Annotated in this window: 21 protein-coding genes and 2 pseudogenes; 17 read left to right on the top strand and 6 right to left on the bottom strand. The window is 69.0% G+C overall.

Features of this window, described 5'->3' with window-relative positions:
* The 9 genes and pseudogenes from kamE to BHS09_RS22045 all read left to right on the top strand — a co-directional run bounded on the left by kamE (position 1) and on the right by BHS09_RS22045 (position 5,489).
* Positions 1 to 786, top strand: a complete 786-nt coding sequence (kamE, locus tag BHS09_RS22085; RefSeq protein WP_140792954.1) for a lysine 5,6-aminomutase subunit beta — start codon at positions 1 to 3, stop codon at positions 784 to 786.
* Positions 783 to 1,181, top strand: coding sequence for a 3-aminobutyryl-CoA ammonia lyase (gene kal / locus BHS09_RS22080; protein WP_201799732.1), 399 nt, complete (start codon positions 783 to 785; stop codon positions 1,179 to 1,181). Before kamE ends, kal begins: the two co-directional genes overlap by 4 nt.
* Positions 1,178 to 2,005: a 3-keto-5-aminohexanoate cleavage enzyme gene (kce, locus tag BHS09_RS22075; protein ID WP_140798857.1), complete on the top strand. Its 828-nt coding sequence runs from the start codon at positions 1,178 to 1,180 to the stop codon at positions 2,003 to 2,005. The genes kal and kce overlap by 4 nt, the downstream gene beginning before the upstream one ends.
* A gap of 37 nt (positions 2,006 to 2,042) precedes the next feature.
* Positions 2,043 to 2,355: pseudogene (locus BHS09_RS39480) on the top strand (hypothetical protein).
* A 56-nt stretch (positions 2,356 to 2,411) separates the two neighbouring features.
* Positions 2,412 to 2,630: pseudogene (locus BHS09_RS22065) on the top strand (DUF2379 family protein); the annotation flags it as partial.
* 100 nt (positions 2,631 to 2,730) lie between these two features.
* Complete coding sequence (locus tag BHS09_RS22060) at positions 2,731 to 3,321, top strand: hypothetical protein (protein WP_237079759.1); 591 nt, start codon at positions 2,731 to 2,733, stop codon at positions 3,319 to 3,321.
* Positions 3,322 to 3,396: 75 nt separating this feature from the next.
* On the top strand, positions 3,397 to 3,993 hold the full coding sequence (locus BHS09_RS22055) for a hypothetical protein (protein WP_140798856.1): 597 nt from the start codon (positions 3,397 to 3,399) through the stop codon (positions 3,991 to 3,993).
* A gap of 440 nt (positions 3,994 to 4,433) precedes the next feature.
* Positions 4,434 to 4,907, top strand: coding sequence for an AHH domain-containing protein (locus BHS09_RS39475; protein WP_237079758.1), 474 nt, complete (start codon positions 4,434 to 4,436; stop codon positions 4,905 to 4,907).
* A gap of 3 nt (positions 4,908 to 4,910) precedes the next feature.
* The gene (locus BHS09_RS22045) at positions 4,911 to 5,489 is read left to right on the top strand and encodes an imm11 family protein (protein ID WP_140798855.1); all 579 of its coding nucleotides are present in this window, start codon (positions 4,911 to 4,913) and stop codon (positions 5,487 to 5,489) included.
* A gap of 134 nt (positions 5,490 to 5,623) precedes the next feature.
* Here the strand turns inward: BHS09_RS22045 and BHS09_RS22040 are convergent, their stop codons facing one another.
* Both BHS09_RS22040 and BHS09_RS22035 read right to left on the bottom strand, forming a co-directional pair.
* The gene (locus BHS09_RS22040) at positions 5,624 to 6,526 is read right to left on the bottom strand and encodes a DUF2381 family protein (protein WP_237079757.1); all 903 of its coding nucleotides are present in this window, start codon (positions 6,524 to 6,526) and stop codon (positions 5,624 to 5,626) included.
* Positions 6,527 to 6,573: 47 nt separating this feature from the next.
* On the bottom strand, positions 6,574 to 8,415 hold the full coding sequence (locus BHS09_RS22035) for a serine/threonine-protein kinase (protein WP_140798852.1): 1,842 nt from the start codon (positions 8,413 to 8,415) through the stop codon (positions 6,574 to 6,576).
* Between the two features lie 199 nt (positions 8,416 to 8,614).
* Between BHS09_RS22035 and BHS09_RS22030 the strand changes: the two genes are divergently transcribed.
* Positions 8,615 to 8,953: a helix-turn-helix domain-containing protein gene (locus BHS09_RS22030; RefSeq protein ID WP_140792938.1), complete on the top strand. Its 339-nt coding sequence runs from the start codon at positions 8,615 to 8,617 to the stop codon at positions 8,951 to 8,953.
* 15 nt (positions 8,954 to 8,968) lie between these two features.
* Here BHS09_RS22030 and BHS09_RS22025 read toward each other — a convergent pair whose 3' ends face one another.
* Positions 8,969 to 10,138: a serine/threonine-protein kinase gene (locus BHS09_RS22025; protein ID WP_140798851.1), complete on the bottom strand. Its 1,170-nt coding sequence runs from the start codon at positions 10,136 to 10,138 to the stop codon at positions 8,969 to 8,971.
* Positions 10,139 to 10,381: 243 nt separating this feature from the next.
* On the opposite strand from BHS09_RS22025, the gene BHS09_RS22020 reads away from it, so the two are divergent.
* From BHS09_RS22020 to BHS09_RS22005, 4 genes are all read left to right on the top strand, one after another.
* Complete coding sequence (locus BHS09_RS22020; protein WP_140800736.1) at positions 10,382 to 11,158, top strand: SDR family NAD(P)-dependent oxidoreductase; 777 nt, start codon at positions 10,382 to 10,384, stop codon at positions 11,156 to 11,158.
* Positions 11,148 to 11,939 (top strand): class I SAM-dependent methyltransferase, encoded by a 792-nt coding sequence (locus tag BHS09_RS22015; RefSeq protein ID WP_140798849.1) that lies wholly within the window; start codon positions 11,148 to 11,150, stop codon positions 11,937 to 11,939. The genes BHS09_RS22020 and BHS09_RS22015 overlap by 11 nt, the downstream gene beginning before the upstream one ends.
* A gap of 139 nt (positions 11,940 to 12,078) precedes the next feature.
* Positions 12,079 to 12,480 (top strand): hypothetical protein, encoded by a 402-nt coding sequence (locus tag BHS09_RS22010; protein ID WP_140798848.1) that lies wholly within the window; start codon positions 12,079 to 12,081, stop codon positions 12,478 to 12,480.
* 144 nt (positions 12,481 to 12,624) lie between these two features.
* Positions 12,625 to 13,545, top strand: coding sequence for a hypothetical protein (locus BHS09_RS22005; RefSeq protein ID WP_237079756.1), 921 nt, complete (start codon positions 12,625 to 12,627; stop codon positions 13,543 to 13,545).
* A 6-nt stretch (positions 13,546 to 13,551) separates the two neighbouring features.
* Here BHS09_RS22005 and BHS09_RS22000 read toward each other — a convergent pair whose 3' ends face one another.
* On the bottom strand, positions 13,552 to 15,093 hold the full coding sequence (locus BHS09_RS22000) for a ChaN family lipoprotein (RefSeq protein ID WP_174258861.1): 1,542 nt from the start codon (positions 15,091 to 15,093) through the stop codon (positions 13,552 to 13,554).
* Positions 15,094 to 15,207: 114 nt separating this feature from the next.
* On the opposite strand from BHS09_RS22000, the gene BHS09_RS21995 reads away from it, so the two are divergent.
* Together BHS09_RS21995 and BHS09_RS21990 are read left to right on the top strand one after the other, a co-directional pair.
* Positions 15,208 to 18,024: a TonB-dependent receptor domain-containing protein gene (locus BHS09_RS21995; protein ID WP_140798846.1), complete on the top strand. Its 2,817-nt coding sequence runs from the start codon at positions 15,208 to 15,210 to the stop codon at positions 18,022 to 18,024.
* Positions 18,024 to 18,863, top strand: coding sequence for a 5'-nucleotidase C-terminal domain-containing protein (locus BHS09_RS21990; RefSeq protein ID WP_140798844.1), 840 nt, complete (start codon positions 18,024 to 18,026; stop codon positions 18,861 to 18,863). Before BHS09_RS21995 ends, BHS09_RS21990 begins: the two co-directional genes overlap by 1 nt.
* Before the next feature lie 36 nt (positions 18,864 to 18,899).
* On the opposite strand, the gene BHS09_RS21985 is transcribed toward BHS09_RS21990, so the two are convergent.
* On the bottom strand, positions 18,900 to 19,160 hold the full coding sequence (locus BHS09_RS21985) for a TIGR04563 family protein (protein WP_140792925.1): 261 nt from the start codon (positions 19,158 to 19,160) through the stop codon (positions 18,900 to 18,902).
* A 6-nt stretch (positions 19,161 to 19,166) separates the two neighbouring features.
* On the bottom strand, positions 19,167 to 19,370 hold the full coding sequence (locus BHS09_RS21980; protein ID WP_002638649.1) for a TIGR04563 family protein: 204 nt from the start codon (positions 19,368 to 19,370) through the stop codon (positions 19,167 to 19,169).
* Between the two features lie 454 nt (positions 19,371 to 19,824).
* Between BHS09_RS21980 and tilS the strand changes: the two genes are divergently transcribed.
* Positions 19,825 to 21,180, top strand: coding sequence for a tRNA lysidine(34) synthetase TilS (gene tilS, locus BHS09_RS21975; RefSeq protein WP_140798842.1), 1,356 nt, complete (start codon positions 19,825 to 19,827; stop codon positions 21,178 to 21,180).
* The last annotated feature ends 172 nt before the right edge of the window (positions 21,181 to 21,352 follow it).

Genomic DNA, 21,352 nt, shown 5'->3' with positions numbered 1-21,352 from the left:
ATGGTGAAGCCGAGCAAGCAGATCATCCGTCCCTACGGCGACCGGCGGGACGACGGCGTGGTGCAGCTGTCGTTCACCCTGCCGGTGCCGCTGTCCGAGAAGGCCAAGGAGGCCGCCGCCGTCTTCACGAAGAAGATGGGCTTCACCGACGTGAAGGTGGCCGCCGCCGAGCGCGCCGCGGACACCTACACCTTCTTCATCGTCTACGCGCGTTCAGCCGTCACGCTGGACTACGCCGAAATCGACGTGCCCGAAGTCGTCGTGAAGAAGATGTCCTTCGACGACCTCAACGCCTTCATCAAGGAGAAGGTGAAGCGGCGCATCGTGGTGTTCGGCGCCTGCACGGGCACGGACACGCACACGGTGGGCATCGACGCCATCCTCAACATGAAGGGCTACGCGGGCGACTACGGCCTGGAGCGATACCCCGGGTTCGAGGCCTTCAACCTGGGCAGCCAGGTGCCGAACGAGGACCTCATCAAGAAGGCCATGGCGCGCAACGCGGACGCCATCCTGGTCAGCCAGGTCGTCACCCAGCGCGACGTGCACAAGGACAACTCGCGGCAGTTCATCGACGCGGCGAAGGCCGCTGGCATCCACGGCAAGGTCCAGTTGCTGCTGGGCGGGCCCCGCGTGGACCACAAGCTGGCGCTGGAGCTGGGCTTTGACGCCGGCTTTGGGCCCGGTACCAAGCCGTCCGACGTGGCCAACTACATCGTCCACGCGCTCCTCAAGAAGGAAGGCAAGGAGCCGAAGGACGCGCACTATCAGGGAGAGCCTCAGTGAGCACGGGAACGAAGGCGGTCATCCGGCTGCGCATGAGCAGCCACGACGCGCACTACGGCGGCAACCTGGTCGACGGCGCGCGGATGCTGGGCCTCTTTGGCGACGTGGCCACGGAGCTGTGCATCCGCAGCGACGGGGACGAGGGCCTCTTCCGCGCCTATGACTCCGTGGAGTTCCTGGCCCCGGTGTACGCGGGCGACTTCATCGAGGCGGAGGGCGAAATCGTCAGCGCGGGCAACACGTCGCGGAAGATGCGCTTCGAGGCGCGCAAGGTCATCAAGCCGCGGCCGGACGTGAATGACTCGGCGGCGGACGTCCTGACGGAGCCGGTGGTGGTGTGCCGGGCCACGGGGACGTGCGTGGTGCCCAAGGACAAGCAGCGAGGCCAGAAATGAGCACGCCCATGGTCATCACCGCGGCCATGGTGGGCGCGGAGACGACGCGCGAGCAGACGCCGCACCTGCCCATCACCGCGGAGGAGATCGCCGAGGACGCCGCGCGCTGCCGCGAGGCCGGCGCGGCGATGGTGCACCTGCACGTGCGCACGGCGGACGGCAAGCCGTCGCAGGACGCGGAGTTGTTCCGCGCGGCCATCCGCGCCATCCGCAAGCGCACGGACGTGCTCATCCAGACGTCCACGGGCGGCGCGGTGGGCATGACGGTGGACCAGCGCTGCGGGCCGCTGACGCTCACCGGCGAGGACCGGCCGGACATGGCCACCTTGACGACGGGCACGGTGAACTTCGGCGAGGAGGTCTTCTGGAATCCCCGGCCGCTGGTGCGTGACATCGCCAGGCGCATCCGCGCAGCCGGGTTGCGGCCGGAGCTGGAGTGCTTCGACGTGGGCATGATTGACGAGGCCCGCTACCTGGCGAAGGAAGGCCTGGTGGACCTGCCGGCGCACTTCGACTTCGTGCTCGGGGTGCCGGGTACGTTGCAGCCGCGTCCGGAGGTGCTGGACTTCATGATCGCCTCGCTGCCCGAAGGTTCCACCTGGACGGTGGCGGGCGTGGGCCGGCACCAACTGGCCTACGTGGACGAGGCGGCGAAGCGGGGCGGCAACGCGCGCGTGGGCCTGGAGGACAACATCTACGTGTCCAAGGGCGTGCTCGCGAAGGGCAACTGGGAGCTCGTCGCCGAGGCGGCGAAGCGCGCGCGTGCCCACGGCCGCGAGCCCGCTACGCCGGAGCAGGCGCGCAAGTTGTTGCGGTTGTCGTAGCACCTCCGAACGCCGCGTAACGGCCGCCGCCCGAGTCCTGTCGGGCGGCGGTGCGGCCAACCGCCGCGATGCCTATGCCCTGGCGTCCTGTACCGACACGGTGTCGTGCTGCCTCCAGCGCAACCCTGGTGTGCCCGAGGCGTGTGGCCTCACAGCGGGCGAGGCCGCCTCTCACATGGCGGGCGTCAAGATGGCCATGGAGGCGATGGAAGCGCCGCTGCATTCGGAACTACGGCGACTGCAAAGAGGGGCTGTTCGCCGGGCCCTGCTACGACTGCCTTCGCATGTGTGAAGGGCAGCAGGATTGGCCCCTTGATATGTGCGGCCCGAAGCGGAAGAAAAGGCCCTGACCCATGGCCAACCGCCCTAACTGGGACTTGTTCCGCGCACTCTCCCGCCGCGTGTTGAGGAGGGGGCCTTGGCACTGATGCGTGAGACTGGACGCCGCATCACGGACGGCTCAAACAGGCTCACCGATGCGCTGCACGTGATGTGGCAGCACCAGCGGGCTGGGGACTACAACAGCGCGCGGCAACTGATGCGCGACGTGTTGGCCGTCGAAGTCGTGCCGTACTACCGGGAGCTTGCACAAGACCAACTCGACGACATGGACGACGAGCCGTAGAACGGCCGCTGGGCGTGACTGACGCCGGTGCGAACCCCGCCGGGCGGTGCCCGTCGCCGGATTGTCCAGGTTGTGTGGGCTCGGCTAGGTTGCGGCGGCAATGGAGACATTGCCTACGCCACCCGCGCGGATGTCCGTGGTCAAGAAGAACATCATCGGCTTTTCCGTTGTGACGTTGGGCATCGCGCTCACCGGGGTGGTGACGTTGGGCATCCGGCCCATGGGCTGGATTCGGACCACGAACGTGGGGCGCCTTCCGGAGCTTGCCGCCGTCCAGGCGCAGTTGCTGCCCCTGGATGCATGCGAGGTCGAGTACGGGAGTCGAAGAGGATCGGGCGGGAGGCGTTGGATTGGCTCCCAGGAATATGCCTACGTCACGCCCTGCGGGACTCCGTCCTCCTATCGTATCTCCGTCCGTGTGCCATCGGAGCGGCAGGTGCGCGACGTCGCCTTCGACATGAGGCGAAGCTCCGTCTCCGCGCCCTGGAAAATCCTGGTCGACAAGGATCAGACCGCGTTCCCCGCGCTCAAGCAGTCGCTCGAACAACTCGCCCCCTTCTTGCTCACGCAGTACCCCATCGAGCGCCAGGAAGACGCCGACTTGAAGGTGCGACTGGCACGCGAGAGACAGGAGCGGAAGGACGCTGAACGCGCTCTCAAAGAAGAAGCGAAGAATTCTTATCCGGAGTGAATGTCTCGCCTTTTTGGCGTGCCGCCTGTTGACGGATTTTCAGTGTGCGCTCGCTCCACTTAGGCTCGTGCCTCAATGAATCCATCGTCTACGCAGTCGGCGCGGAAGTCCGGCAACTCCGCCATCATCATCATCGTCGCGGTGGTGATGATGGTTGGCCTCATGGGCGGCGGGGCCTTTCTGGTCGTGGGGGGCGGGTTTGGCCGGGGCGGCTTGAATACCGACGTCAGCGGCCTTCAGGAACTCGCCGCGGTCCAGGCGCAGTTGCTGCCCCTGAATGCATGCCACATTGAGTACGGAGTGCGGTCAGGCGCGCTGCCGCACCGCTCGACGGGCTCCCGGAAGTCCGCCTCCGTCACGCCGTGCAGTGGGGCGTCGGTTTCCTATGTCTCCATCAGCGTTCCGGAGGAGCTTCAGTCGTCTCAAGTCGCCTTTGACATGACGCGAAGCTCCGTCTCCGCGCCCTGGAAGATCCTGGTCGACAAGGATCAGACCGCGTTCCCCGACCTCAAGCAGTCGCTCGAACGGCTCGCGCCCCTCATCGTGGAGAAGTATCCCGAGGCGCTTGCTCGCTCCATCCAGCGCAACGCGGAGAGTGAGCGCATGTGGCAGGAGCGCAAGGCCGCGGAGCGCGCTCGCACGGAAGCGGCGAAGAGCTCTTATCCGGAGTGAGTCACTGACCGTGAGCCCATTGCCTACGCAGCCGACGCGGAAGGGTCCAGGCCCGAATCGTGTGTAGGGCAGCCTGCTTGCTGGTAGGCGCTTGGTGTGGCTCAGGACTCCTGTAGGAAAGTGCGTGTTCGCCTGCGCCCGCGTGCCATTCATTAGTCGGCGTGGCGGGTGTGTGCTTCCAGGCATGCCCGTCATCATCCGTGGTGCCCGAGTCCGATTTCTGAAAACGAAGCCGGGCGAGGGGCCGAAGCCGCCTCCGCGCCCACCGTGTGAGTACTGCGGGAAGGCGTGGCACAAGTTCGCCGCCGCGTGGGGCTGGCACGTGGGGAACTCAACGGAGTTGCGGGAGAACATCCTCGCGGGCCGGGAGTCCAGCGAGCACCCCCTGGTACACGGGGCGCTGGTCCATCGCCGCCCACCACCTCATCTGCTCGGAGGCCATGGCGGATGACGAGAACTGGGCCCGGTTCTGTCGGGAGTTCGGCTACGACATCAACCGGCGGGAGAATGGCGTCATGCTGCCCATGGTCATGGCCGTGGCATGCGAACTCCACGTCCCTGTCCACATCGGTCCTCATTCAGGAGGGTGGGCTTTCGACATGGACATGGCGTACCCAGATGCGGTGAAGGGAGCGCTGGAAGCTGTCGCTGATGCCGTGGAGCGGGGCGACTACTGCCAAAAGCCTGCGGCGCTGACGCAGTCCTTGGACCGGATCAGTCGCCAGATTCTCACGAAGCTGGCCAGCGGGAAGTGGACGCTCACCACCGATGGGCTGGACTACCTGCCTGGGGGGAGAGGTTGTGCCGGCGCCACGAGCATCCAGGACAAGCCGCGCCGTGCATGCCCCGTCGGGCGCAGTCACAGCGACACCAGGGAACCGCTACAGCGGCGTGCGCTTCAGGTGGGGGAGTAGGCCATGCAAGACGACTACTTTGTCCTCATTCGCGCCCGCTCCCAGCAACACCCTCTGCTGGCGTGGGACCAGTCGGCCTCCGCATTTCGGAAAGGGAAGCCCGTGCAGGTAGTTGCGCCTGTGAAGTTGAAGCTGAGCGAGCCGGTGCCACCAAAGCTCGTCATGGCCGACTACCACAGTTTGCCCTCGCCCGTGGTGTCCGGCCGAGTCAAGGACGCGCTCGCGCGGGAGCGTCTTCATGGTGTTCAACTGGTTCCCGCGGACGTTCAGGTAGGGGAATCCGTATTGCGATACTGGCTTGTCCACATGTGGCGGCGGCTTGCATGCATGGACCGGGGCAATTCAGTCTTCGAGGAAGACGCGGACGGCCACTTCCTCCTGAGCCTTGACAAACTGGTGCTCGACGAGGCGGTGCTTGGAGAGGTTCCTCTCGAAGAGCGCTTGGCCTTCCGCCTCGCGGAGTCCGTGGTCCACCTATTCCATCGCACCGTGGTGGTGAAGGTGTTGTCCCTGTCGCCTCCCCCCGAAGGACTGCGCTTCATCCTCTTGGCAGAGTGGGGGGATTCTTCCGGATTCAGGTGAGCGAAGACTTGAGGGCTAATTACGGCGCTCGGTTGCATCTCGACCCACGGAGCGGATGCGGCGCTTCACCTCTCCGTGGAGGCGCTCCAGGCCATCAACAAACGTGCGCGGCAACACCTGGCCGCCCCGTCAGCTCACGGGAACTCGATGTTGCCGAGGATGATGGGGCGCTTGCCGTCCTCCGCCCACAGCGTCAGGGTGAAGGGGCCTCGGGGCGCGCCTTCCACGGGTTCGGTCTTCACCAGGACGTCCATTTCGTCGCCGGGGTTGAGGATGGCGGGTGCCCACACTCGCGCGACTTTCAACTCCGCGCCATCCGGCCCCACAAGTGCCGCGCCGGTGGCCTGCCAGGGCTTCGCGCCCAGCGGGTTCTTCAGGCCCACCACCACCAGCATGCTCCTGGCCCGGAAGGTCAGCGCGGACCGGAGCACCAGGCTGTTCCTCGCGTGCTTCCGGACGTCCAGAAACTCTCTTGCGGCGATGCCAGTGCGGCCCATGTCTCCACTCACCCACAGTCCCATCAATCCGTCAGGACGCGCCTGCGCTGCCTTCAGCCGCGCATTCTCCTCACGCAGCTCTTGAAGCGTTCGCTGGGTCTCCCGCAGCTCCCGCTGGAGCGAGGCGGCCGTGCGCGCTCGCCGGAAGAGCTCCACCTGCCGCTCCGCCCGCGCGGGCGTCGCCACGACGAGTTGGAGCGTGGCCTGGGTGGGGACCGCGTCGTCCGCGAAGTAGACGGTCAGCGTGGTTCGGGACTCGTCGGCCACCGGCTCCTCGGGCACCAGGATGAGGAGTTCGCCGTCCACCACCTGCCGGTAGCGTCCCGGTCCGGACGCCTCCGTGCGCACCAGGGGCGTGTCGAAGCGCAGCACCGTGGCGACGCCCTCGCCGACCCGGATTTCGGGTGGCCGGCCGCACCGCTCCGTGTCCAGCTCTACGGGGCGTTCCGTCGGCTCCCGGCAGGAGGCGGGCTGGGCGCGCGCGGGCGCCGCCGCCAGCAGGAAAGCGAGAGCAAGAGGGATGGGCAGTGGCGTGGGCACGGACAATCACTTCCCTGGCTGGCGGAACAAGCCGGTGGCGGAGGTCACTATTCGAAGCGATTCACGGCGTAGAGCACGGCGGTGTTGCTGACCGTGGCAGTGCCCGGGCTCGGGTCGCCGCCCTTCCGCCGGATGCCGCGTACTCCGTACTGTTCGACCATCTCCAGGCACACGGGGATGAAGTCACCTCCACGGGTGTAGGCCTGCGTGAAGCGGCCATAGACGCGGTCCGCGAAGATGAGTTCGCCCACGGCTTTTCCCGAGGTCAGGGGGCCAAAGTTTGTTCCGAGTTCGACCTGGACGCGGCCCTCCCGGACGAGGACGGGCTCTCCGAAGTCCTTGTCGTCGACGAAGGCGAGGCTGGTGGCGTCGCCGATGCGAATACCGGCCCGCTTCATGGCTTCCACCGCGCCGGGGGGACAAGGTTCGCCGGGAGGCGCCGGCCGCACCTGCGGGCCGCTGGGGCAGCCCAGGCCCGAGCAGGCGGCGACAGCCACCATCGTCCGGGCCGCTGCCTTGAGGGCCCGCGCGCTGGAGGCGGGCTGCTGGGGAGTCGTCACGCTGTCGGGCATCTGCTTCACGGGGAGCTCTTCCTTCTTCGGGTGCGCCACCTCGGCGGTGACGGCCGCGAGGGTGGGCCCGGGACTGGGCAGGGTCGCGGCCTGCTCACTTTCCGGCGGGCCACCGGGCAAAGCCACTTCCCGGATGGGATTGCCCACGGCACCCGGCGTGGGTGTCGCCACCCAGAGCCACGCACCCACCGCGCACGCCAGCCCCGCGAGCACCACGGCCCAGCGAGCCACACGTCCCCGCGCAGGCGTTCGTGGCGCCGCGGCTTCGGGGGCACGTATTTCCAGCGGCGGCTTGTGGGGCAGGGGCCCGCGCCTGGGCGAGTCCCTGCGAGCGTCACCTGCCTCGACCCACATCGCCAGCGCGGCGTCATTGTCGTCCTCGGACCCGGAGTCGGGGCCGGGTGTTTCCGCATCCTGCCGCCAGTCGCACAAAGGCGCGTCCCATGCCGCGTCGGCGGCTGCGAGTGCCCGCTCGACGTCCGCGCTCAGTGCCTCCGCGCTCCCTCGGGCTTCGGGGGCCTTGGCCAGCAGCCGCAGACACAGTTCGCTCAGCGCCGGTGGCACGCGCGGATTCACCGTGTGGGGAGCGCAAGGCGCCTCGGAAATGACGGCCTCGATTTCCGTGGGGGTCACCACCTCCAGGAAGGGAGGGCGGCCGGTGAGCATCCAGTAGAAGACGACGCCGAGCGCGTAGACGTCATCCGCTGGCCCGCACCGGTATCGGGGGTCCGTGGCCGCGCTGCTGGCCCTGCGAAACGCCAGCGCCTCCGGGCTGCGATAGCGCATGGTGCCCGGCGGCAGGACGCCCTGGGTGAGGCGGGGGGCTCCGGCGAAGTCGCCCACGCCGAAGTCCACCAGGACGGGCTCACCGTCCGGCTCCCGCACCATGACGTTGGATTCCTTGAGGTCGCGGTGCACGACCCCCGCCGCGTGCGTGGCCTCCAACCCCAGGGCCATGCCGCGCAGCAGCCGTGCCACCTGTCGAGCGCTGGGGTTCTCCTCTTCCACCCACTGGTGCAGGGTCCGTCCTCGCACGCACTCCATCGCCAGGTAGAACAACCGGGGCTCCACGCCTGGGAACTTGCCGCAGGCGCGAAAGGCCACCACGTTGGGGTGGCGCAGGCGCAGGAGGATGGCGCACTCGCGCTCCGGCCACCCCGCCATCCGGTGGAGGTACTGGAGCTTGAGCGCGACCTCCTCGCCGTCGCGCATCGCGAGGTACACGTCGCCGCACGCGCCGCTGCCCAGCCGCTTGCCCAGGGTGAAGCCCGCGATGCGTGTCCCCGGCGAATCTTCTCGCCTCTGCGCTTCCGCCATGCCGTCTCCCAGAAGCTTCCCACCCGGCGGGCCCCACCTGAAGTGTCACCAGACGCCAGCAGGACCTCGCCGGGAGGATGCCGTTCTCGCTACTGCCAGGGAAGATGAAAGTGCTTGGCCTGACATGGTCCTGAAGGGTTTAGGGCCGTGCCATCCACTCGGCGGCCCCCGGGGTTTGGGCTAGGCTTCCGGACGAGCCATGGACGAAGAACTGGGAGCGACGTTTGGAAAGGCCGTGCGCGAGGCGCGAGCGCGGCTGGGGCTGACGCAGGTGGAAGTGGCGGCGCTGTTGGACATGCACGCCATGGTCTACAGCCGGATGGAGCGGGGGAAGATGTTGCCGCGCGTGTCCACGCTCCGGAAGGTGGCCATGGTGCTGCGGACCTCCACGGATGAATTGCTGGGCCTCGCCCGAGAGGGCCGCGCGGGCGCGAAGAAGCAGTCCTCGCTGCAACGGCGGCTGATGACGCTCTCGGAGACGCTGGACGACGAGAAGCTCAAGGCGCTCGTCGTGATGGCGAGCGCCTTGTCCCGTTAGCACCAGGGCCCGGCTTCAAGCGTCCTTGGGGCCCCGCCCCGACAGCTCATGGGCCTCGAGGCCCGATGGGAAGAGACTCTCGTCGAGCAGTTCGACCTCGTCGCGTACCGCGCTGGCGTCGCTGATGAGCCGTGTCAGCTCCGCGGCCATGTCGGCCCTGCCGAAAGGGCGGCCGGTGCGACGGACTTCCTGGACGAGGCATTCCCGAAGTGCCTCGCACAGCGCTCCCGCCGAGCCGAAACGCTTCGTCGCGTCCTTGTGCAGCATCCCGTGAAGGACGGCGCGCACCTCGGGCGGCAGGCTCGCGGCGGCTCGCTCCACGTCCTGGGGACCATGCTCCTCCAGCAGCATCAGCATCTGTGTGAGCGGCAGGGAAGGGGGCTCCTCCAAGCGCAGCTCACGCGACTTCGCACGCGGTGGCTCCAGCGCATCCGCCGCGGCCGCGAACAGGTGCCGTCCCGTGGCCAGCTCCAACAGCACCAGCCCCAGCGAGAAGAGGTCCGAGGCGGCGGTCAGCGTCTTGCCCGCGAGGTATTCGGGGGACGCATAGGCCACGTCGCCCTTGAGCAGCGCCTCCGCCGTCTCTTCCCGGCCGACCAGGTGTGAATAGGCCACGCCAAAGTGCGTCAGCTTCACCTCGCCCGTACGCGCTACCCGCACGTTGCGGGGACTGACGTCGCGATGAATCAGTCCCAGGAGCCGGCCCTGCGCGTCCTTGAGCGAGTGGGCATGGTGCAGGGCGTCCGCCAGCTCCGCGGCGACGTGGAGCGCGAAGGCCAGGGACACGGGCTTCCCCCGCATGGCCATGAGGTCCAGCACGGTCTCCAGCGACGGCCCGTCCACGTGCTCCATGATGATGTACGGCTTGCCCCGGTGAATCTTGAAGTAGTGCACCTGGGCGACGTTGGGATGGTGGAGGCGGTAGGCCAGTTGCACTTCCTCCACCAGCCGGTGCCGGCGCGCGGAACTCGCGGGGCTGCGCACGCGCTTGATGACGACGGGGCCGGCGAGCCCGTGCCGCTGGTAGCGGTCGGCCAGGAGCAACTCCTCGCCATTGGCCCGGCGCTCCAGCATGCGGACGAACTCGAACCGCGTGTGCTCCACCGAGAAGAGAACGTGCCGCCGTTCGAACGTGAAGATGGAAGGTTCGTCCTGGGGGGTGGTCGTGAGGCGGTGCGAGGCCAATGGCGACTCCTTGATGTAGACTTGAAAGGGTTATGCCTAGATAAACATGGATTTGGCGCGGAGAGGAAGCCGGTCCCGGCGCGGGGGGCAGGGCGGATTTTTCCGCTGGCCTTCACGTCAATGGACGGGCTCTTGTCAGGCGCCGGGGCCGCTTCTCGTCGTGAGCCGCCGGACGCCACCGGTGTGCCCGGGACTCCGCCGCGAAGCGGCCCCGTGAAAGCACGACCCGAGGAGAACACCTGGATGGACACGGAGCTGCAGGGCAGAGGCGTCCTGGTCACGGGCGGCGCCGGAGGAATCGGCACCGCCCTGGTCCATACCTTCGCGGAAGAAGGCGCGAAGGTGGCAGTGCACTACCACTCCAGTACCGAGAAGGCCCAGACGCTGGCGCGTGACGTTTGCGGCGCCGCGCTGCGCGCGGACCTGACGGTGGAGGCCGACGTGGACGCGCTGGTTCCCGCGGCGGTGGCCGCGCTGGGACGGTTGGACGTGCTGGTGTGCAACGCGGGGGTATGGCCCGCCCCGGATGAACCTGTCTGGGAGATGTCCTTGACGCGCTGGCGCCGCACGCTGGCGGAGAACCTGGACAGCGTCTTCCTGTGCTGCCGCGCCTTCCTTCGGCACGTGGCCACCACGAAGACGGGCAGCATCGTCATCATCAGCTCCACGGCGGGGCTGTTCGGTGAAGCAGGACATGCTGACTACGCCGCCGCCAAGGGCGCGCTGGCGAGTGGCTTCCTCAAGAGCCTCAAGAACGAATTGGGCCGCATCGCGCCCCTGGGCCGCGTCAACGTCGTGTGCCCGGGATGGACGGCGGTGGACCGCAGCCGCGACAAACTGGCCCAGCCGGGCTTCGTTGAACGCGTCACGCGGACGATGCCGCTGCGCAAGGTGGCGCAGCCGGTGGACGTGGCGCGGGCGGTGGTGTCGCTCGCGTCGGATCGAATCTCCGGACATGTGACGGGTGAAGTCGTCACTGTCGCCGGAGGCATGGAAGGAAGGGTGCTGCATGACGACTGAATTGGACGTGCGGACGTACAACCGCGAGGCGTGGGACCGTCAGGTGGCCACGGGCAACAAGTGGACGCTTCCCGTCAGCCCAGAGGTCATCGCCGCGGCGCGCAAAGGCGAGTGGAGCATCGTCCTCACTCCCATGAAGCCGGTGCCGCGCGAGTGGTTCGGCGACGTGAGGGGCAAGGACATCCTTTGCCTCGCGGGCTCGGGTGGACAGCAGGCCCCGGTGCTGGCGGCGGCGGGCGCCCGGGTGTCGGTGCTGGACAACTCGCCCGCGCAACTCGGCCAGGACCGCATGGTGGCGGAGCGCGAGGGCCTGGAGCTGCGGCTGGTGGAGGGCGACATGCGCGACCTCTCCGCCTTCGAGGACGCGAGCTTCGACCTCATCTTCCACCCGTGCTCCAACGGCTTCGTGGACGCGGTGCGCCCCGTGTGGCGTGAAGCGGCGCGCGTGCTGCGCCCCGGCGGCGTGCTGCTGACCGGCTTCACCAACCCCGTGAACTACCTGTTCGACCTCTCCTTGGAGAAGCAGGGCATCTTCACGTTGAAGTACCGGATGCCCTATTCGGACTTCACCAGCCTGTCCGACGAGGAGCGCCGCCGCTTCACGGACGCGGGCGAGCCGCTCTGTGTGGGGCACTCCCTGGAGGACCAGCTTGGCGGTCAGGCGGATGCGGGGCTCGCCATCATTGGCCTCTTCGAGGACTCGTTCGGTCCGGAAGATGCCCTGTCGCAGTACTACAACGGCTTCATCGCCACCCGCGCGATGAAGCTCCCATCGCGGTAGGGCGTGGGGCAGGGAAGCAGGCGCGAAAGGCGTCCGCTCGGGCGGATTTAACCTTTCGCGCCGCGCGGGGTTTTTCAGGGCATGAGGTGACGGGAAGGCCGGCCCCCGAAGCCTCAGTCACCCTGAGGAGCAAACCACGATGAAGCTCATGACCGCCCTGCGTTCCGTTGCTGTCGCCTCGCTGTTCATCACCGCGCCCGTGCTGGCCCAGACGGCCGCGCCCGAGTCCGCAAATCCGCCTGCCGCGGACTGCAAGGGGCACGGTGGGCACCACCGGCACAAGGGCAAGAAGCACGGGAACAAGATGGCCCGTATGGAGCACCGGATGGACAAGGCCGTGGCCGAGGGAAGGCTCTCCCAGGCCCAGGCCGACCAGTTCAAGGCCGAGGGCCGCCAACTGCGTGAGGAGATGAAGGCCCAGCGTGAAGCCTCGGGCGGCCAGCTCTCCGACGCGCAGAAGGACGAGATGCGATCGAAGATGCGCGCCTTCCGCGAGAAGGTGAAGTCGGCCATGCAGGCGAACGCGCCGCAGAAGACGTAGTCCCGTGCCAAACGCCAGGGAGGGGGCGGCGGATGTGCCGCCGACCCTCCGGCGGTGGCGGACACCGTGTCGGCGCACGCGGCGTGGCGCGTCGTGGGCGGCTGGCGCAGAATGCGTGGACCTGCCTTCGCGGACGAGGTCCTCATGCGCGTGTTCCCATTGCTGGCCGTCGCCGTTCTCTTCTTCGGTTGCGGCGCGCGCTCGGGCCGCGTGAAGCCCGAGGGCCCGGAGTCCACGGTGGCCGTTCCGGATGACGCGGAGCTGCGCCGGGTGCAGACGCGGGCGAAATACCTCTTCGATGCGGAGCGCGCCGCCATCTTCGCCACGGATCGGCTCCTCATCCAGGACGCGCTGGACCGCTCGCGCATGGAGTGGTTCTTCACGGTGCCTCGTGAGGACGGGTGGTACGCCCTCTTCGGCACCTTGGACGATGCGGGCACCTTCACCCCGGCCTATGCCTTCAAGGCTCCGCGTGACGACGCGGAGCAGATGGCTCCGCTGCCACTCAACGAGCTGCCCGGGGACTTCAGCCCCGTCGCCCGAGCGGTGAAGACGTCGATGCTGGCCACGGTGGAGGCCTTCGAACGGGGGACCATCAATCCGGTGGTCTTCGTGGAGGAGGATGGTGACCTCACCGTCTATGTCCTCCAGGGCACGCGGGACCCCATGCGCTTCTATCTCGGTGGGGACATCCGGTTCCGCTACGGCCCTGACGGGCGCACGCAGCGGGAGGCGGTGCGGCTGCACCAGAACGTCTTCGCCATCAGTCTGGAGCCTGGGCCGGAGGGTGAGCTGTACCAGGGCTCGGCCCACTCCCACGTCCTCTTCGGGGGGCCGTTGGAGACGGAGCTGGCGACGCTGATGCTCTACCCGGAGCTGGGCGCGCTCACGGTCATCCACGCCGCGTCCCGCATCGCCTACTTCCTGACCCCGGACGGAGCCATCCGGGTGCTGAGCGAAGCGCCGGAGCGGCAGCGGATGTTGAAGCCGGATGGGACGTTCGGCCCGCTCGACATGGAGGAGGAAGCCGCGCCTCCGCCTCCCTCGGGACAGGTTGACTTGTAGCCGGGCTCAGATGCCCAGGCGTTCCGCCCAGGCGAAGTAGGCCGCGCGCGGGTCCACGAAGGGGTCGCGGAACAGGGCCTGCACCTCCGCCTTGGCCACCTGGCCACTGTCGAAGGCCTGGTACAGCCGGTCTCCGAGCAGATAGCCCAGGGCGTGGCTGACGCCGTGGAACAGCCGGTCCTTGCGCAGGGGGAGGAGCTTCACGGCTTCCTCCGGCGCTTCCGCCTCCGTGGCCTTGTGGGCCAGCACGAAGGCGGCGATCTGCCGCTCCACGCCGCGGCTCTCGCCGAAGCGCTTGGCCCACTCGGCCACGCCCAGGCAGGTGCGCCGGGGGTTCACCAGCTTCGAGCCGAAGAAGCCCAGCGCCTCTTCCAGACAGCGCGCGTAGAAGGCCTCCGAGGCGCCGCGCGGCGCGTCCATGGCGTCACCCACGGCGCAGTGCCGGACGAAGTGCGCCGCTTCCTCCGCCGCGTGGTTCAGTGACAGCGACGCCAGGTAGGCCACCCGCGCGCGCGGGATGTAGCTGCTCTCGCGGGAGAGGATGTGGCGGCGAAGCTGGGTCAGCTCGGCCTGGGTGAAGCGTCCGCGCCGCTGGATTCGCGCCAGGACGTCGCCGTCCGCGGCGGTGGCCACGTCCACCGTGTCCAGGGAACGGCCCACGGGCACGCCGGCGAGCCGGCCGATCAGCGCGGACATTTCACGGAAGCGCTCGGCGGCGCCGCGATCCAACAGCGGGGCGTCTCCGGCCTCCGCCTCCAGGTAGTCCAGGAAGCTCTGCTGGCACACCACGGGCGAGGCGTTCATCAGGCACAGGGTGCCGTCGGCCAGCTCCACGGCCTCCGCGGCGCCAACGCGGCCTTCGCGAGCCAGCCGCCACCAGACGCCCTCCGCGTTCTGGTACACGACCAGCCCCTTGCGCGTCTCCGTGCCGAGCGCGCGCTCCACCTGCGCGGGCAGGTGGCAGGGCGCCACGTGGTACTGGCCCACCAGCACCATGACCAGCGGCCGGTCCGGCGCGCGGGCGGCGCGGGCGATGCGTTCGGCGGCGTAGGCGTCGCGAAGCTCCAGCGAGCGCTCACCCTGCGCCCGGCGGTCGATGCCCACCACTTCCAGCTTCTGCTTGCGCGCGAAGGAGAGCAGGGCGCGCGTATTGGACCAGACCCCCGAGCCGTGTCCCAGCTTCGCCAGCAGGGAGCGCTCGGTGACGCGGCCGGCGCGCCAGGCATCCACGGTGGCCTGGTGACGGCCCTCCACGCACTCCAGCGCCATGATGACGCGGCGGCCCGAGGCCTGCGCCCGCTCCACCAGTGCGAGATAGGTCTCCTGCGCGAGCGGGAGCGTGTGGTAGTCGCCGACGTAGACGACGTCCGCCGCCTGTACCTGCTGGTACACGGCGGGCAGCGTCGTGACGCTCCGGTATCCCGAGGTGCGCCGCCGGAAGCGGGCCTCGTAGGTTCGGAATGATGCCGTCTGTCCGTCAACCACTCGGGCAATCTGCGCGCGCTGGCGTCGGAACAGGGCGAGGTGCAAGGCGAGCGAAGCGCGCATGGAGTACCGCAATCCCTCGCACGCCACCGCAGGCCCGGCAAAAAAACGGCGCGTCCGCGTGTCGGGTGCGTTCCTTGACTGGGACGGAGGGCCAATGGACCATGGCCCTCAGCCTTGAAGACCGCACACGCTCGCGCGACCCTCCTCAGCCTGGTCCTCATCATGGCGGTGCCCGGCCGCGCCGAGGAACCGGGGCTCTTGCATTCCCCGCCAGAACGCGCCGAGCCGCGTGTCGCGCTGCAACTCGACGGCACGCTGGTGGAAGGCCGCCGCGTCCTCGAGCTGTACGTGCGCTACCGAGGCCCGGGCGAGCCCTACGCCCGCCGCCCCATGGAGCGGGAGTACGGCGACCTGTACCGGGCCGTGATTCCCGCGGAGCACGTCGTCCCGCCCGGCATCGAGTACTACGTCGAGGGCCTCACCGCGGATGGCCAGCGCGTGCCGCTCTTCCAGTCCGCCGCGCGCCCCGCGCGCGTGCTCGTGGGCGGCGAGACGCCGGCCAGTGCGTCCATCGTCCGGCCCACGCCGCCTCCCGAGCGCCGGCCCCCGCCGAGCCGGACGCCACCGCGCGCCGCTCCGCCCGAGCGTACGCCGGCTCCCGAGCGCACGCCGCCGCCTGAGCGCTCCCGCGCGCAGGTGGAGGCGCCGCGAAAGGATGCACCCCCGTCGACGCCGCAGGACGACTCCATGGCCGCGCTCGCGGCGGACCTGCCCGCGGATGCGCCCACGGAGGCTTCGTCGCCGGCACGGCCGTCCCGGACCTCCGCGACGGCAGGCAGCGCGCCCGCGTCGCGTGAGCCGGCGACCCCACGTTCCGAGCTGGAGGAGGACCTGGCCCTTTACAGCGCCGAGGACACGCTGGCCCTGGCCACGCGCCACGAGGCGGCGGTGCGGACGGTGCCCGCCATTGGCGCCTCGTTCAGTCAGCAGCAGCTGCGTTCCCTGGGCGCGCGCACCGTGGCGGACGTCCTGGACGTGGTGCCCGGCCTGTCGGTCAGCAGGGATGTGCAGGGCTTCCACCGCACCGCCATTCGTGGCCTGCGCAATGACGCGGAGGTGCTCTTCCTCCTCAACGGCCACCGCCTCAACAGCTTCTTCGACGGCAAGGCGCTGATGAACCTGCCGGTGGAGAACCTGGAGCGGGTGGAGGTCATCCGCGGTCCCGGCTCCGCTCTCTATGGCGCAGGTGCCTTCCTGGGCGTGGTCAACATCGTCACGGACACGTCGGACGGCGTTCGGACGGCCGTGTCCGTCGGCGGCTACCCGGGCCAGGACGACCGGCTCGCCGTCACGGGGAACGGACACCTCTCCGCGGGGCACACCGCCGGGAACCTGCGCGTCTTCGCGGACATTGACGTGTGGAGCCAGGCCGGTGACTCCACCGTCATCGAGAACGACGGCCTGGACGACGAGACGCGCTCGCAGGGGCTACGCGACGTGACGGACCCCGCGGGGCGCACCCGCGACGAGCGCTTCCTCTTCAACGCGGGCGCGGGCGCCACCTACGCCATGGGCGACGCGGGCCGCCTGGGGGCCTCCGCGCGCTTCCTCACCGAGCGCCGCAGCGCCCTGGTGGGCCTCTTCGACACGGTGGGCGAGGACTCCAAGCTGGGCTGGAATGTCTTCCTCGCGGACCTGACCTGGGAGCGCTCCTTCGGACCCGACGTGACGCTCCGCGCGCGGGCCGCGTATGACCAGCAGTCCACCGACCGCTTCTTCCAGATCACGCCTCACGACTTCAGCACCGGCACGGGCACGAACCGCCTGTTCGAAGAGGGGATGCAGGAGCAGACGCGCGTCTCCGTGCGCTCGCTCACCGGTTCCGTGGACGCGGACGTGGCCCTGGGCGCCTACAACCGCCTCTCTGTGGGCGCGGTGGTGGAGCAGCAGTCGCTGGGCGAATACGACTACGTGACGAACTACACCCTGGACGCCCAGGTGCGTCCGGACGGCCTGGCGCGGCCGGAGGGCCTGGTGGACCTGACGAGCGGTGCCGCGTCCCGCCGCCTCAACGTGGGCCTGTTCGCGCAGGACCAGTGGACCGTCGTCAGCGCGCTCACGCTCACGTTCGGCGTGCGGATGGACGCCACCCAGTTGCCCACCGTGGATGCGTCCGGCGCCATCAACGGCACCCGCTTCGTGCCCACCCTCAATCCGCGCGTGGGGCTGGTGTTCGCGGCCACCGACGCGCTGGTGCTCAAGGCCCTCTACGGGCGTGCCTTCCGCGCCCCCACGCTGCAGGAGCTGGTCGAGCGCATTCCAGACACGGATTACAACCAGGGCCGCTTCGAGGGGAACCCGCGCCTCCAGCCCGCCACGGTGGACACCTTCGAGCTGGGCGCCGACCTCATCCAGGCGGCGGGGGACGCACGTGTGCGGCTGCGCGCCAACGCGTACGTGGCCTTCTTCGGCTCGCCCATCGTCCCCGTGGACACGTCCGGCAACATCGTCCCGCTGCGCAACCGCGAGCTGGGCGTGCGCGTGTACGGCGTGGAGGGCGAGGCCCGGCTGGAGGCCTCCAAGCGCGCGTATGCGTGGCTCAACGCCAGCATCTCCCGCGCGGAGGACCTGGAGCTGCCCGCCCAGTCCCGCCTGCTCACCGACACGCCGCAGGCGCGCTTCAACGCGGGCGTGACGATGCCCATCGGCGCCTATGTGAACTTCGACGTGGTGGTGCGCACAGGCGCGGAGCGGCGCAACAACAGCCGCTCCGTGCTGGAGCTCATCCGCCGCTACAAGATTCCGTCCTACAGCCTCATCACCGCGCAGCTGCGCACCGAGCCCATCCTGGAGCACTTCGAGGTGGCCCTGGTGGCGCACAACCTGTTCGACAACGACCTTCGTGACGACGTGCCCCGTCCGGACCGCGTCCCCGGCCTGCTGCCGCGCGAGGGCATGTCCGGATTCCTCACCGTGAGGGCCCACTACTGATGCCGCGCTCCCGCTCCCTCTTCACCGCGCTCACCTTCGCCCTGGGCGCCTTCCACGGCGGCTGCATCGCCTACAACGATTCGTGCCAGCCCCTGGTGGAGGACCCGGACGCCGTCGTGGGCTACCTGGCCCACGACGTGCTCCTCGACAAGGTCTACACCCGGCACGACAACAACGCGCTGGGCCAGCTCGTCGCGGATGCGCTCCTCCACGCGGAGGATGAATCCACGCGCCCCGCGGTGCTGGGGGTCGTCAACGGAGGCTCGCTGCGCCAGGAGGGCTTGTGCGTCACGCGGACCTCGCTGCGCCAGGGTGCGCTCACCGACGGCGTGCTGCATGAGCTCATCCTCTTCGAGAACCTCGTCGTGACGGTGGACCTCACGGAGAAGGAGCTCGTGGACATGATGGAGCTGTCCGTGGGCTCGCTGTACCTGGAAGGGCAGAGCATCGCCTCGCCCTCCGGCGCCTTCCTCCACGTGTCCGAGGGCAGCTCGCTGCGCGTGGACTGCGCCCAACCGAGAGGTTCGCGCGTGCGCGAACTGACGGTGGGTGGGGTGCCTGTGGAGCTGCCGCCGCGCGACGACGCGTCCATCCGCTACCGCGTGGCCATGAACGCGTACATCCTGGAGGGCGGAGACGGTTACGGCGCGGCGCTGGGCAACGCGGGACAGAACCCCGACCGCAACCCGGTGCAGGTGCGTAGGCTGGGGGGGATGGAAGCCAACCTCGCGTCAGCGTACATGAAGACGAAGCACCCAACGCCCGTGCAGGCGCTGCGCGAGCAGTCGCGTGTCGTCTTCCAGAACTGCGCCCTGCCCGCGAGGCCCGCGGGCAGGTGAGGGTGGGGGACCGGGCGTGGAGCCGGCCCTCCGGAACTACTTGGGCTCTTCGGAAGGCGCCGCCGCGACGGCCGTCACCGGCTGAGCCGGGGCGGGCGCGGGGGCCGCGGGACGAAGAGGCGGGCTGAGCACGTCGTTGACCGACGGCATCTTCCGGATGTCCCCGCGCGCCACCTTCCACGCTTGCTGGACAATCCAGGACAGCGAGCGGTCTTGCCGCGTCGCCTCACGCTGGATCTCCTCCAGCATGTCCTCGGGGAAATAGAGACTCTGTTTACGATGGTCCGTCGTAGCCATCCGTCGTTACTCCTCCCGAGGGTCCTGGCGCTCGTCGCCAGTCACGTCATTCACGGCGGGGAACGACTTGATGCGCTCGCGGGCGATCTTCCACGCCTGCTGCACGACCCAGGAAAGGGAGCGGTCCTGACGGGTCGCCTCTTCCTGGATCTCCTTCAGCATCTCCTCGGGGAAGTACAGCGACTGCTTGCGCTTGTCGGTGCCTGCCATACTTGGGTCTCCGGGGCGGATTCGGGGTGACGACCTGAACACACCTGGGCCGTTATCCGACAGACTCCCAAGAGGGTCAACGGTTTCCAAGGACTCATTCCGAGGTCGCACGGTCCGTCCCCTTGCTCGTCCAGTTGCACGTAAGCTGTGCAACCATGCGCGAAAAAGGAAACGCCCCGGACTCCACGAGGAAGTCCGGGGCGCTTCGGAAAGAGGGACCGCCAGGAGAAATCTCCAGGCGGACCCGTGGACCCAGAGGGGGAGGGGGGGGACCCCTAGGTCCAACAGCTCAAAATTCGACCGTCTCAAGAACAGCGTTCTCGGCCGCGTGTATTTCCGCTACCGCATCAACGCCGATTCGATGTTGTGACGATCATAAGAATCAGCCCCCCTGCCTTCAACCGCACGTGCCTCTGTAACCCGCTCACCCGACACTCCATTCCACCGCGGTCCGATGCCCCGTCATGATTCCGCCACGCAGTTGCTGACGACGACGCTTCAAGAGGCGTACACCCGGCTGGGACTCGAGGGAGGGTCGGTGCTGCTCGCCGTTTCCGGCGGCGCGGACTCCACGGCCCTTCTGGTGGGAACCGCGCACGTCGCCGAGCGACTCCGGCTTCGCGTGGAGGTGGCCTCGCTGGACCATGGCCTGCGCCCCGAAGCGGCGGAGGAAGCCCGCCAGGTGTCCGTCCTGGCGGCCGCTCACGGGCTGCCCTGCCACGTCCAGGCGCTGCGACTTCGTCCAGGGGCTGGCATCGAGGCGCGCGCGAGGGAGGCTCGCTACGCGACGCTGGAGGCGCTCCGCCGTGAGCGGGGCCTGGAGGTGGTGGCCACCGCGCACACCGCCACGGACCAGGCGGAGACGCTGCTCATGCGCCTGGCACGAGGCACCGCCCTGCGCGGCGCGGTGGGCATCCACGAAACGCGCCCCGGACTGGTGCGCCCCCTGCTGTCGTGCACGCGGGAGGACGTGGTGGCCTTCCTGGCGGAACAGGGTGTCGCCTACACGACAGACCCGATGAACGCCGACCCTGTCCACTTCCGGACGCGCGTTCGCCTTGGAGTGCTACCCGTTCTGTCGCGCGCCGCCGGTTTCGCCGTGGAGAAGCACCTGGCCGCCTTCGCGCGGGTGGCCGCGGAGGACGAGTCGCTGCTGGCGTCCATGGCGGACGCGGCCTTCGACCGGTTGCGCCTGGAGGATGGCGCCCTGGATGCGGTGGGCGTGCGCGCGCTGGAGCCCGCGCTGCGCCGGCGGGTGCTCGCCCGGCTGGTGGCCAGCACGGAGGCCGTGGTGGATGAGGCCACGCTGGCCCGCGTGCAGCGCGCGGTGGCCCAGGGCGGCACGGCCACGTTGGGGCGGGGCTACGTGCTGCGCGCGACCAGCGGACGGGTGCGCTGCGTGCGGCAGGTGCCGCCCCCCCCACCGGCTGAACTTCGGCTGGAGCACGCGGGGGCGCGGGGCGCGCTCGCGGGGACGGGTTGGAATTTTTCCGTCGAGTTCGGACCTCCACCTGCGGGCGTGCTCGGGCTGGCGCTCGGGGACGGGACGCGCTGGCCGCTGACCGTGCGGACACGTCGCCCCGGCGACCGGGTGTGCACTGCTGGGGGACAACGCAAGCTTCAAGATGTGTTGGTTGATTTTCGGGTGCCCGCGGAAGCACGGGCCACGCGGCCGGTGGTGGCGGATGCCGAGGGGCAGGTGTTGTGGCTCCCCGGCCTCTGGCCACCGGTGGTTCCGCGTGCGGCCGCCAGGGAGTACCTCTGGGCGGTTCCCCCCGGTTCGAGCATTCAGCGGACCGCGGCGTTATAGAGTGGCAGAGTCGCAGTTCGGGGGATGGGCGCGGCCCCCTAAATAGTTGAGGGCTTTTTGCTGTTGCTGATACGGTCCGCCGCTGGGTAGCTCGCCTGGTGTCGGCCAAGTGATGGATAAAGCTGGGGTTCTTCCCAGCGCGGCCCTCATCCCGCCGAGTTCCGAAAGGGCA

Source organism: Myxococcus xanthus (genome assembly GCF_006402735.1).
Taxonomy (GTDB): Bacteria; Myxococcota; Myxococcia; order Myxococcales; family Myxococcaceae; genus Myxococcus; species Myxococcus xanthus_A.
Note: the sequence above shows the minus strand (reverse complement) of the source record. Positions and strands in the feature narration are given on the sequence as shown.